Here is a 12,163-nt window from a genome sequence, read left to right on the forward strand (position 1 = left end):
TCCAACCGGGAGCGGGGGTTATCAGCCCCACCGGGTTCCATCCGCAAAAAATGACGGAGGCGTGCGTGGCTGAGACGTTCGACGTGGTGATCATCGGTTCGGGCCCTGGCGGCTACGTGGGTGCCATCCGCGCGGGGCAGCTCGGGCTGAAGACGGCCATCATCGAGAAGGACAAGCGTCTGGGCGGTACCTGCCTCCACCGCGGGTGCATCCCCACCAAGTCCCTGCTGTGGACCGCGGAGCTGGCCCACCACGTCCGCGAGGCGTCCGACTTCGGCATCGACGTGACGGGCTCGAGTGTCAACTGGCCCAACGCGATGAAGCACAAGGACAAGGTCGTCACGAAGGGTGCCAACGGCATCGACTTCCTGATGAAGAAGAACAAGGTGACGGTGGTCAAGGGCCACGGTCGCATCGCCGGCAAGGGCAAGGTGGAGGTCACCGCCGAGGACGGCTCCAAGCAGATCCTCGAGGCGAAGAACATCATCATCGCCACCGGCTCGGTGCCCAAGTCGCTGCCCAACGTCCCCGTGGACCACAAGCGGGTCCTCAACAGCGACTCCATCCTGCAGATCGACCGCATCCCCAAGAGCATCATCGTCCTGGGCGCCGGCGCGGTGGGCTGCGAGTTCGCCTCCGTCTTCAACCACGTGGGCAGCAAGGCCTCCATCGTGGAGTACATGCCCGCGCTGCTCCCCATCGAGGACGCGGACATCTCCAAGGAGCTGGAGAAGCTGTTCCGCCGCCGCGGCATCGACGTCCACACGGGCTCGGCCGTGGAGAAGGTGGAGCACACGGCGGACGGCGTTCGCGTCACCATGAAGGTGGGCAACGAGACCAAGACGCTCGAGGCGGAGATCCTCCTGTCCGCGGTGGGCCGCGCGCCCGTCACCGAGGACGTGGGCCTGGACAAGACCAGCATCAAGACGGAGCGCGGCTTCATCAAGGTCGACTCCATGCTGCGCACCAGCGAGCCCAACGTCTACGCGGTGGGCGACGTCATCCCCACCCCGATGCTGGCCCACATGGCGAGCGCGGAGTGCGTCGTCGCGGTGGAGCACATCGCGGGGAAGAACCCGCAGCCCATCAACTACGACCTGACCCCGTCGGCCACGTACTGCTACCCCGAGGTCGCCTCGGTGGGCCTGACGGAGAAGAAGGCCAAGGAGCGCGGCTACGACGTGAAGGTGGGCAACGCCCCCTTCGCCGCGGTGACGAAGTCCGCCATCACCAACGAGTCGAACGGCCTCATCAAGATCGTCTCGGACAAGAAGTACGACGAGGTGCTGGGCATCCACATCATCGGCCCGCACGCCACGGAGCTGCTGGCCGAGGCCTGCGTCGCGCTGAAGCTGGAGATCACCACCGAGGAGCTGGCGGGCACCATCCACGCCCACCCGACGCTGTCGGAGATCGTCCACGAGGGCGCCGAGGCCACCCTCGGCCACCCGCGCCACTTCTAGGCGTGAGGTGACGTGGCGGCCCTCCGCGAGGAGGGTCGACGGGCCGTCCCGGAGCGAGGCTCCGCGGGCGGCCTTTCCATGTCCGGGGGCAGCCGGGTGGGGTGCCCCAGCAGCTCCGAAAGGACGAGCGCGTCGAGCACTGCGTGTCCACGCAGGTCGTTGTTGAAGAACACCCAGGCCGTGTGGCCGTGCTCACGCCAGGTGCGCAAGTCCCCCGCCACCCGGCGCAGGGCCGCCTTCCCGTAGCCCCCCGCGTAGCGGGCTTGTGTGCCATGGAAGCGCAGGTAGCGCATGCGCCCCGTCGGGCGAGGAGGCCGTCGGGCGAGGAGGTCGTGCTCGCACAGCGCCGCGTGGTGGGCGTCCAGGACCGCCAGCACCTCCGGGTGGTACCAGGCGGTGTCGCGGAACTCGACGACCTGCTGGATGCCTCGGGGTTGATGGGCGAGGAAGCGGTCCAGCCGCTCCGGATCCGGCCCGCTCAGGAAGGGCGGGAGCTGCCAGAGGATGGGGCCCAGCTTGCGCCCCAGCCGGCGCACCGGCGCGTAGAAGTGCTCCAGGCCGTCCTCGACGTCGGTGAGGCGCTTGAGGTGCGTGAGGAAGCGGCTGCCCTTGCAGGCGAAGCGGAAGCCCGGCGGCACCGCGTCGCGCCACCGGTCCACGGCCTCGGGCGTGGGGAGCCGGTAGAACGTGGCGTTCAGCTCGACGGTGGTGAAGACGCGCGCATACCAGGAGAGCCAGCGGCGGGCCGGCAGGTCGGGGGGATAGAAGCGCCCCTTCCAGTCCCGGTAGACGTAGCCGCTGGTGCCCAGGTGGACGGTGCCCATGCCCACAGGCTGGCCACCCGGCCCGCGCCATGCCGGCCTCCCGAGGCTGCCCGGTCGCGGCGCGGGCATTAGTACGGTAACAACCTGCGCGAAGGACCTGCGGGTGCTGACGCCTCGCGTTAGAGGCTTCCCGCTTGAACGTCTTCCGCCCAAACCATAGAAGGCCCGCGACCCATGGCGACTCCTGACAGGTTTCCGCTCCCCCAGGTGACAGAGACCACCCGCAAGCCGGACTGGCTCAAGGTGCGCCTGCCTCACGGCGAGGGGTACGAGCGGGTCAAGGCCATCGTGAAGCGCACGAAGCTGGCCACCGTGTGCGAGGAGGCCCGCTGCCCGAACATCGCCGAGTGCTGGGGCGGTGGCACCGCCACGGTGATGCTGATGGGCGAGGTCTGCACGCGCGCGTGCCGCTTCTGCCACGTGAAGGTGGGCGCTCCGCCGCCGTTGGATCCGATGGAGCCCATCCACCTGGCCCAGGCCGTCAAGGAGATGGACCTGGAGTACATCGTCGTGACGTCCGTGAACCGGGATGACCGGCCGGACGGCGGCGCCAGCCACTTCGCCTCGGCCATCCGCGAGCTGCGCAAGGAGAGCCCGCGCACCATCGTCGAGGTGCTCATCCCCGACTTCAAGGGCGTGGAGAAGGACCTGACCACCGTCGCGGAGGCGCGTCCCCACGTGGTGGCGCACAACGTGGAGACGGTGGAGCGGCTGACGCCCACGGTCCGTGATCGCCGCGCCCGCTACGGCCAGTCCCTGCGCGTGCTGGAGTACCTCAAGAACCGCCCCGAGGGCCTGTACACCAAGACCTCCGTCATGGTGGGCCTGGGCGAGACGGACGCCGAGCTCGAGCAGACCTTCAAGGACCTGCGCGAGGTGGGCGTGGACGTGTTGACGCTGGGGCAGTATCTCCAGCCCTCGCAGTACCACCTGCGCGTGGAGCGCTTCGTCACGCCCGCGCAGTTCGAGGACTACAAGAAGCTGGCCGAGTCCTACGGGTTCCTCTATGTGGCCGCCGGCCCCCTGGTTCGCTCCAGCTACCGCGCCGCCGAGTTCTTCATGAAGGGCCTGATGGAGCGCGAGCGCCTCGAGCGCCTTGGCTGAGACGAATCGCCGCGATTCGTGGCTTGACGCAACCCCCGTTCCCCTCGGAAAGACCACCCCATGGCAACGTTCGAATTCAAGCTCCCCGACCTCGGCGAAGGCGTGATGGAGGGAGAGCTGGTCAAGTGGCACGTCAAGGAAGGCGACGTCGTCAAGGAAGACCAGGTGCTCGCCGAGGTGATGACGGACAAGGCCACGGTCACCGTCCCCAGCCCGAAGGCGGGCCGCGTGCTGAAGACGCACGGCAAGGAAGGGGACATGGCGAAGGTGCACCAGCTCCTCGTCACGCTGGACATCGAGGGCGCGGCGCCGGCGCAGGCGGCGGGCCATGGCGCTCCCGCGGCGCCCTCGGCTCCGGTGGCGGCCCAGGCGGCGGCTCCCGCGGCGCAGGTGGCGGCGTCTTCGGCTCCCGCGTCGAAGGTGCTGGCGACCCCGGTGACGCGGCGCATGGCGCGTGAGCACGGGCTGGACCTGGCGACCATCTCCGGCAGTGGCCCGCAGGGGCGGGTGACGAAGGCGGACGTGGTGGCGGCGCTGGAGGGCGGCTCGCAGAAGAACGTGGTCTCCGCGCCGGCCCAGGCGCGTCCCGCGGCGCCGGCCGTCTCGACGGGGCGCGCGGACGAGCGGATCCCGCTGCGCGGCCTCCGCAAGAAGATCGCCGAGAAGATGGTGCGCTCGAAGTTCACCATGCCGCACTTCGCGTTCGTCGAGGAGGTGGACGCGACGGACCTGGTGGCGCTGCGCGCGCGGCTCAACGCCCAGCTCGCGGCGACGGGCGACACCACCAAGCTCAACTACCTGCCGTTCATCATCAAGGCCACCATCGCGGCGCTGAAGAAGTTCCCGCACCTCAACGCGAACTTCGACGAGGCGGCGCAGGAGCTGGTGGTGCGCGGCGAGTACAACATCGGCATGGCGGTGGCCACGCCGGACGGGCTCACCGTGGCGGTGGTGAAGGACGCGGATCGCCTCACGCTGGCGGAGCTGGCGCGCGAGACGGCCCGGTTGGGCGCGGCGGCGCGCGAGCGCAAGCTGAAGATGGAGGACCTGTCCGGCGGCACCTTCACCATCACCTCGTTGGGACAGAGCGGTGGCCTGTTCGCCACGCCCATCATCAACCACCCCGAGGTGGGCATCATGGGCGTGCACAAGCTGAAGAAGCGCCCGGCGGTGAAGGACGATCAGATCGTCATCCGCGACATGATGAACCTGTCGCTCTCCTGCGACCACCGCGTCATCGACGGCTCCGTGGCCGCGGACTTCGTCTACGAGGTCATCAAGTATCTGGAGAAGCCGGACCTGCTGTTCCTCGCCATGGCGTGAGGCGACGGGGTGGCGGCTTCATCACCGGCCCGGGAGGACGCGCTCCGCGTGCGTTCGTCCGGGCCGGTCCCGTTCCAGGCACCGGGCGCCCAGGCCCCGTCCCGCTCGGAGGCCCGGTGGCCCATGGCCTGGGGTGCTCGGAATGGCGAGGAGTCCGGGCGAGGGCCACCCGGTGGGGTTAGGCTCTGAGCGTATGGCCGAGAATCCTCGCGAGCTGATTCGCGCCGCGCAGACCGCCGAGCTCCAGGGCGACCTGCCCCGGGCGGTGGAGTACCTCCAGAAGGCGGCGGCGCTCTACCAGCGGGCCGGCAACGCGCCGCGTGCGCTCCAGGTGCTTCGTCACGCCCGGCGGTTGGACGGGAGTCGCGTGGACCTCCTCGAGGAGATCCATCGCCTCGAGTGGCTGCCCGAGACGCTGCTGGCCCGAGGCGACGCGGAGGAGGACGAGGACTCGCAGCTCGTCCAGTCCCTGTCGGACGAGGAGATTCCCCTGCCGGAGCTGGCGCGGAGGCAGCGGCTCATCGACGACGCGCTGCGCGCCGTCGAGGCCCGCGAGGTGGGCGTGGCTCCTCCCTCGCGCGCGACCTGGGTGCTGGAGGGCGAGGTCGCCGAGGATCTCCAGCGGCTGGAGGCGCAGTTGGCCCGTGTCGCCGCCATGGTCGAGGTGGCCGTGGACGCTCACGTGCCCGGTGTGGTGGGTGCGGTAAGCCCGAGTGCTCCCGAGAGGGTCTCCACCACGCACGGAGACGGAACGCCCCCAGCTTCAGGCGTCGACGGGTCCGTCGCGGAGCCGTCACCTGGAGAGGTGGCGGGGCCGTCCGAGGTGCTCGCGAACCAGGGCCTCCCGGAGGACGGTGGCGTGTTCCTCGCGGAGGCGCTGCTGGACGCGCGCGCCACGCCGACGGAGTGGCGACCGGAGGTCCGGACGGAGGACGCGCCGCCCCGGCGCAGGCGCGAGCCCCGCATCATCGAGCGGGGGCCGACGCGTGCCGACGTCTCGCTGGATGCCTGGTGCTCGTTCTGCTGCCGTCCCCAGGGAGAGACGGGAGCGCTCGTCGCGGGCCCGGCAGGGGCCTTCATCTGCAAGGCGTGTCTGGCGGAGTCCGCGTCGCTCCTGGGTGACGTGACGGCGGTTCCTCTGGCACCGCGCATGGGCGTGGAACTGGGGCGCGAAGCGGGCCTGGACTTCGTGGGACAGCCCGAGGCCGTCGCCGCGCTGGAGCAGGGGCTGCGCTCGGGCGTGCGGTGCCTCCTCGTGGTGGGGCCAGAGGGGTGTGGCAAGAGCACGCTGTTCCAGCAGCTCCAACGTCAGGGGCTGGGGGTCCTGGCCACGGTGGCCTCGCTCACCGAGCTGGCGTCGACGGCGCCGGTGCTCGTGGAGGACGTGGAGCGGGTGGGCCCCGAGGCGCTGAGGCGGCTCGAGGACTTCCTGGCGCGGGAGACGCGGGCTGCCGTGGTGCTGGGGGCCCGAGGTCAGGTCCGCGAGCAGGGTGGGGTGACGCTGCGGGGAGACTCGGGGCGCTGGCGGGTGCCCACGACGGAGGGGCTGGCGCGGGCCGTCCAGGGGGCGCTGCCGGTGGGGCTCCTCGGGAGGGTGGCGCAGCTCGTGTCGCTGGCCATCCCCACGCAGGCCGAATACATGGAGATGGCTCGCGCGCGACTGGCGCTGCGCGACCCCGCGGTCATCCTGTCGGAGGACGCGCTGGCCGCCCTCGCGGCGGAGGCCTCGCGCTCGCCGCGTGGGGGGCATGAGTTGCACGCCCTGCTCGACCGGATTCCGGCGGGGACGTGGGGGCTGGAGCCCGAGCCGAAGAAGTCCGCGGCCCCGCGCAAGGGGCGGCGAAAGGGAACACCGTGAACACCATCACCGTCTACCGTCTGGGCCGCGTGGAGTACGAGGACGGCCTCGAGCTGATGCGCCTCTTCGGCGAGGCGCGTCGACAGGGGCTCTCCTCGGACGTGCTGCTGCTGCTGGAGCATCCGCCGGTGCTGACGCTCGGTCGCGGGGCGAAGCGGGAGAACATCACCGCGTCCGACGAGCGCCTGGCCCAGGAGGGCGTGGAGATCTTCGAGACCAACCGGGGCGGCGACGTGACGTACCACGGGCCGGGGCAGATCGTCGGCTACCCCCTGTTCCTGCTCCCCGAGTCGCGCCGCGACGTGCGCCGCTACGTGCGCGACGTGGAGCGCTCCGTCATGCAGACGCTGTCGGAGTGGGGCATCACCGCGGGCCCCATCCCGAAGTGGCCGGGCGTGTGGATTGGCGAGGAGGGTGACCCGGACGCGCGGAAGATCGCCGCCATCGGTGTCCACATCTCGCGGTGGTTCACCTCGCATGGGTTCGCGCTCAACGTGAACACGCGCATGGAGCACTTCCGGCTCATCGTCCCCTGTGGCATCCGCGAGGCGGGCGTCACCTCCATGCAGCGCGAGCGCAGCCAGGCCATCCCGGTGGCGGACGTGGAGGAGTCGCTCGCCCGCAGCTTCTGCACGGTGTTCGACAGCGAGCGCGCCCAGCCCGCCCCCCTCATGCGCACCGTCAGCATCGCGGTGGTGCGGGGGCACGGGCCGGAGGCGCGGGTGCTGCTCGTGCGCCGTCGACCGGAGCGGGGTGGCTTCTGGCAGGTGCTCACCGGCCGCGTGGAGGACGCCGAGTCGCCCGCGCAGGCCGCGGCGCGCGAGCTGGAGGAGGAGACGGGTTTGCGGATGCCGGTCGAGGACCTGGCCTACCGTCACGCCTTCGCGGTGGGCCAGACGCTGCCGCCCGTGCTGGCGGAGGAGCACGGCTTCGCGGCGCACGTCCCGCCGGATGCCCAGGTGCGCCTGGGCCCCGAGCACGACGCCTTCGAGTGGGTGGATGTCCCCACCGCGCTGGAGCGCCTGCCGTTCAGGGGACTGAAGGAGACGGTGCGCCGCGCGGTCGCGAAGCGGAGCGCCTGAGCGTCGCGCTCAGGGCTCGAGGACCATCGACTCCTTGGCGGCGATGGCCTCCGGGCGGTGCTTGCGCACCTGGCGCAGCAGCCGGTCCATGGAGGCGTCGTCGCGCCCGGGGTCGTGGTGGAAGAGCACCAGCGTCTTCACCTTCGAGGCGTTCGCGGCGGCCACGGCGGCCTGCCACGTCGAGTGTCCCCAGCCCGTGCGCGCCGGACCCGCGCGGCCGTGGTACTCGTCCTCCGTGTACATGGAGTCGTAGATGAGCAGGTCGGCGCCCTTCGCGAACTCGAACAGGCCCGTGTCCAGCTCGCTGCCGTGCTCCACGTCCGTGGCGTAGACCACGGACCGTCCACCACACTCGATGCGGTAGCCGAGGTTGCCACCCGGGTGGTTCAGCTCCAGCCACCGCACGGTCGCGGGTCCGATGCGCAGCGTCCCGTTCTCCGGCAGGTCCTGGTACGACAGCTTCGCGCGGAACGCCGCGTCCGCCGTGACCGGGAAGTAGGGCTGCACCATCTGCCCGCCGAGGATCTCCCGCATCGTGCGCCCGTTGCGCGGCGGCCCGTTGAGGGTCAGCTCGCTGGAGGGCACGAACATGGGGGCGAAGAACGGCAGGCCCTGCAGGTGGTCGTAGTGGTAGTGCGTGATGAAGATGTTGCCGCGCACCGGCGCGCTGCCCGCGCTCAGGAGCGCGTCACCGAGCGCCCGGGCTCCAGAGCCCAGGTCGAAGATGAGCAGCTCGTCGCCGCAGCGGATCTCCACGCACGGGGTGTTGCCGCCGTAGCGCCGGGTCTGCGGACCTGGAGAGGGGATGGAGCCGCGCACGCCCCAGAAGCGGACCGTGAAGGGCACGCGCGCGCGGTTTCGCGCGACGGTGTTGCGCCGTCGCGCGGGAGGCTTCTCAGCCGGCCTGGGCTTCCGTGTCGTCGTCCTCGGCGAAGAGCTCAATCAGATGCCCCGTACGCTCGCGCTTCGTCCTCAAGTAGTCGACGTTATGCGGATTGTGCTCGGTCCGGGAAGGGATTCGACGCAGGACCGGGATGCCTTCCTCCACCATGCCCGCGATCTTCAGCGGGTTGTTGGTGATGAGGTCCACCGAGCGTACGTCCAGCGAGCGCAGCATCTCCGCCGCGATGTCGTAGCTGCGCAGGTCGTCCGCGAACCCGAGCTGCCGGTTCGCCTCGTAGGTGTCCAGCCCCTTGGCCTGCAGCGCGTACGCCTTGATCTTGTTCCCCAGGCCGATGCCCCGGCCCTCCTGGCGGAGGTACAGGACCACTCCCAGCCCACGCTGGGTGATGAAGTCCAGCGCGCGATCCAACTGCGCCCGGCAGTCACACTTGAGGCTGCCGAAGACCTCGCTCGTCAGACACTCGGAGTGGATGCGCACCGGCACGCCCTCCACGCCCGAGATGTTCCCCGCAACCAGCGCCACGTGCTCCCGACCGTTGCGCTTGTCCCGGAAGACGATGGTCCGCAACGGGCCGCGCCCCGTGGGAATCTCCGCCTCCGAGAACCGCTCCAGGTGCTGCGTGGGCTTGCGGGTCGGGAGGACTTGGGGTGCGCGTGTGTCCGACATGATTCCTGTTCTCCAGAGCGGAAGCTCCTCTTTGGAGCCCCCATCGTCGCAAGTCAAGGCGGACTCACCGTCGCGTCCGCCGTGTACGCCTCGTAGATGCCTGGGGGTGGGTCGATGTTTCTCAGGCGACCCAGGACAACGGAAGCAGCTCCACGAGGTCCCCATGAGCCAAGCTGCTGGCGTCTCGGGGGAAGCGCAGCAGATGGGTGGCCGCCGCCGCGGACCTGAGCGCCCCCGACGTCTGGGTGGCGAGGGGCTTCGCCCACAGCCCGCCCTCCCGCCAGGCGGCCGTCACCCTCACGAAGTGTGCGAGCCCCGGGGGCTTGGTCAGGCGGCCGTCCAGCCGCCCGGTCACCCTGGGGGGCGCCACGTCCACGTGTCCCAGCATGCGCCGCAGCGCCGGGCGCACGAACAGCTCGAAGGTCACCAGTGACGAGGTGGGGTTGCCCGGCAGGCCGAAGAAGAGGGTGCCGCCGCGCTGGCCCACCACGAGCGGCTTGCCCGGCTTGATGGCCACGCGCCACAGGTGCTGCTGCACGCCGAGCGCCGCGAGGACCTCCTTCACGTAGTCGCGCTCGCCCACGGACACGCCCGCGCTGGTGAGCACCACGTCGAAGCCCTCCGCGCGCCCGAGCGCCTCCGCCACCGCGTCCCGCGTGTCCCGCGCGATTCCGAGCAGCGAGGGCGTGCCCCCCGCGCGCCGCACCGCGAGCGCCAGGGACGGCGCGTTGGTGTCGACGATGCGTCCCCGGGGCGGCTCGTCCGCGCGGCACAGCTCGTCCCCGGTGGAGAGGATGGCCACCCGTGGTCGCCGGGGCACCGCGATGGCGCCCAGGCCCTGCGCCCACAAGAGCCCCAGCTCCGGGATGCCCAGCGGTGTGCCCCGCGCGAGCAGCACCTCGCCCTCGCGCGCGTCCTCGCCGCGGGGCCTCACGAAGTGTCCCGCCTCCACGGCCTCCGTCAGGTCCACGCGATCCGCGCCCCCGTCGGGGACCGCCCGCGCCCGCTCGCGCATCACCACCGCGTCCGCGCCGACGGGCAGCGGGGCGCCGGTCATGATCCGCGAGCACGTCCCGGGACGAACCTCATGATGCGGTGCGGCACCGGCGTAGATGGTCTCGAGCACGGGCAGGCGCACGGGGAGCGGCCCCGCGAGGTCGGCGGCGCGCACCGCGTAGCCATCCATGGCCGAGTTGTCCCACGGGGGCAGGGTGCGCTGGGCCACGATGTCCTCGGCCAACGTGCGGCCCAGGCCTTCGTCGACGGCCACCCACTCGGAGGACAGGGGCGTGGCGAGGGCCAGCACCTGGGCGCGGGCTTCGTCCTCCGGCAACAGCGTGGCGGCATCGGTCATGAGCGGCATCCCAACCCGGGTTCCCAAGCAAAGTCCGAGAGAAAATCAAGTGTTAGTTTGACAGCCCTGCTGATCATCGTTACAAGCACCAATCATCGCGAGGCTTGCCCACCCTTCTGGGGGTGGCCCTTCAACCCGTTGAAATCACACGGGAACTCTCAAGGAGACGGCGTCGATGGCCAAGCCCAAGTCCGGGGCGAAGAAGGCGACTCCCGCTGGTAAGTCTGGCGCGAAGCCCGCCGCGAAGAAGGATACGACCGCCCGGCTGGATCTCATCAAGGACGCCTCCAAACGGGTGGCCACGTCCGCGACGAAGGTCGCGAAGGCCGTCGCGGATACCGCGAAGAGCGCCAAGGCGACCGTGAAGAAGGCCGTGGCGGAGGCGACCGAGAAGGTCACGAAGGAGCCCAAGGAGAAGGTCGCCACGACGAAGAAGGCCGCCGCCAAGCCGCCGCCCGCCGCGAAGACGGCGAAGGCCGCTCCGGAGAAGCCCGCGGCCAAGGTCGCGGCGAGCGGCAAGGTCTCCACCGGCAAGGGCGCGTCCAAGGCGGCCTCCGCGGTGGTCGTCCCCGCGGTCGAGAAGCCTCGTCCGCGCGCCACCAAGCTGCCGCCTCCGGGCGAGCCGCTCACCAAGCGCGAGATGGAGCAGTTGCTCACCGCGGGCGAGGGGCGCGGGGTGATGGGCGAGGGGAGCCTCAAGGGCCGGCTCGTGGTGATCAACGAGATGCCCAACCTGGTGGTCGTCGGGCGCGACAAGCGCGAGCTGACGTTCCTCCTGCAGGGGCCGGATCAGGAAGTGCTGCCGGCCTACGTGAACCACAAGGTCTCTGTCAGCGGGATGATCCGCAAGACGTCCAACCACGGCGGCGTGGTGGACGTGCGCAAGTACTCCGCCAAGAAGCCGGAGGCGGAGGTCGTCGAGGCCCCGCCCGCGGACACGGAGCCGCGGCTGCGCTACCTGTCGCCCGGCGAGGTCTCCATGGTGACGGCGGCCGGCATGGGCGCGGGCATCAAGGGCTTCGCGGCGGTGCGCGGCAACCTGGAGATGACGGGCGAGGAGTTCGTGCTCGTCGTGTCCAACGGAGGCACGCGCCAGCAGGTGTCCTTCCTCATCGAGGGCAAGGCGGCCGCCAAGGGCCTGCGCAAGAACGTGGGCCACACGCTCCAGGTCATGGGCGTCGTGGACAAGACGTCCGGCTGGGGCGGTCGCATCAGCGCGGAGAACGTCGAGCCGCGGCCTTCCGAGACCCGGACGGTGTCGCGCGACGAGATGGAGTTGGTCCACATCGAGGGAGAGGTCCAGACCTCGGTGGACGTGAAGCTCAACCATGGCCTCACGGTGCGTCTGCCGGAGCAGCCTGGCTTCACGTGGGCCATCGAGCCCACGGTGGCCAAGCGTGTGGGCCTGCGCGAGGCCAACTTCGAGCCGGGTCCCAATGGGGGGCCGGCGACCCGCGAGTTCTTCTTCACTCCCCGAAACCCGGGGACCTTCGAGGTGGAGTTCTTCCTGGCCAAGGCGCTGACGCCGGGTCTGGTGGACCGCTCCTTCAAGATCAACGTCACGGTCAAGCCCTGAAGGTCGCTG

General features: G+C 70.5%; 10 protein-coding genes. 6 read left to right on the forward strand and 4 right to left on the reverse strand.

Annotated features, from left to right (window positions below; translation table 11 throughout):
- The first annotated feature begins 65 nt into the window (after positions 1-65).
- The gene (lpdA, locus tag LZ198_RS18400) at positions 66-1,463 is read left to right on the forward strand and encodes a dihydrolipoyl dehydrogenase (protein ID WP_253973301.1); all 1,398 of its coding nucleotides are present in this window, start codon (positions 66-68) and stop codon (positions 1,461-1,463) included.
- On the opposite strand, the gene LZ198_RS18405 is transcribed toward lpdA, so the two are convergent.
- Positions 1,460-2,287: a DUF72 domain-containing protein gene (locus LZ198_RS18405; RefSeq protein ID WP_253973302.1), complete on the reverse strand. Its 828-nt coding sequence runs from the start codon at positions 2,285-2,287 to the stop codon at positions 1,460-1,462. The two genes, lpdA and LZ198_RS18405, sit on opposite strands and share 4 nt — an antisense overlap.
- A gap of 174 nt (positions 2,288-2,461) precedes the next feature.
- Between LZ198_RS18405 and lipA the strand changes: the two genes are divergently transcribed.
- The 4 genes from lipA to lipB all read left to right on the forward strand — a co-directional run bounded on the left by lipA (position 2,462) and on the right by lipB (position 7,654).
- The gene (gene lipA / locus LZ198_RS18410; protein WP_256559677.1) at positions 2,462-3,391 is read left to right on the forward strand and encodes a lipoyl synthase; all 930 of its coding nucleotides are present in this window, start codon (positions 2,462-2,464) and stop codon (positions 3,389-3,391) included.
- A 60-nt stretch (positions 3,392-3,451) separates the two neighbouring features.
- Positions 3,452-4,714, forward strand: a complete 1,263-nt coding sequence (locus LZ198_RS18415) for a dihydrolipoamide acetyltransferase family protein (RefSeq protein ID WP_253973304.1) — start codon at positions 3,452-3,454, stop codon at positions 4,712-4,714.
- A 193-nt stretch (positions 4,715-4,907) separates the two neighbouring features.
- The gene (locus LZ198_RS18420) at positions 4,908-6,572 is read left to right on the forward strand and encodes a ClpX C4-type zinc finger protein (protein ID WP_253973305.1); all 1,665 of its coding nucleotides are present in this window, start codon (positions 4,908-4,910) and stop codon (positions 6,570-6,572) included.
- A complete protein-coding gene (lipB, locus tag LZ198_RS18425) occupies positions 6,569-7,654 on the forward strand; it encodes a lipoyl(octanoyl) transferase LipB (RefSeq protein ID WP_253973306.1) in 1,086 nt (361 codons plus the stop codon). Before LZ198_RS18420 ends, lipB begins: the two co-directional genes overlap by 4 nt.
- 9 nt (positions 7,655-7,663) lie before the next feature.
- On the opposite strand, the gene LZ198_RS18430 is transcribed toward lipB, so the two are convergent.
- The 3 genes from LZ198_RS18430 to LZ198_RS18440 all read right to left on the reverse strand — a co-directional run bounded on the left by LZ198_RS18430 (position 7,664) and on the right by LZ198_RS18440 (position 10,578).
- Positions 7,664-8,500 (reverse strand): MBL fold metallo-hydrolase, encoded by an 837-nt coding sequence (locus LZ198_RS18430; protein WP_253973307.1) that lies wholly within the window; start codon positions 8,498-8,500, stop codon positions 7,664-7,666.
- 49 nt (positions 8,501-8,549) lie between these two features.
- Positions 8,550-9,224, reverse strand: a complete 675-nt coding sequence (ribA, locus tag LZ198_RS18435) for a GTP cyclohydrolase II (protein WP_253973308.1) — start codon at positions 9,222-9,224, stop codon at positions 8,550-8,552.
- Positions 9,225-9,345: 121 nt separating this feature from the next.
- Entirely contained in the window at positions 9,346-10,578 is a 1,233-nt protein-coding gene (locus LZ198_RS18440; protein WP_253973309.1) for a molybdopterin molybdotransferase MoeA, read from the reverse strand.
- 175 nt (positions 10,579-10,753) lie between these two features.
- On the opposite strand from LZ198_RS18440, the gene LZ198_RS18445 reads away from it, so the two are divergent.
- Positions 10,754-12,154, forward strand: coding sequence for a protease inhibitor I42 family protein (locus tag LZ198_RS18445; RefSeq protein WP_253973310.1), 1,401 nt, complete (start codon positions 10,754-10,756; stop codon positions 12,152-12,154).
- Positions 12,155-12,163: the final 9 nt, after the last annotated feature.

It is taken from the genome of Myxococcus dinghuensis (genome assembly GCF_024198235.1).
In the GTDB taxonomy this organism is placed as follows: domain Bacteria; phylum Myxococcota; class Myxococcia; order Myxococcales; family Myxococcaceae; genus Myxococcus; species Myxococcus dinghuensis.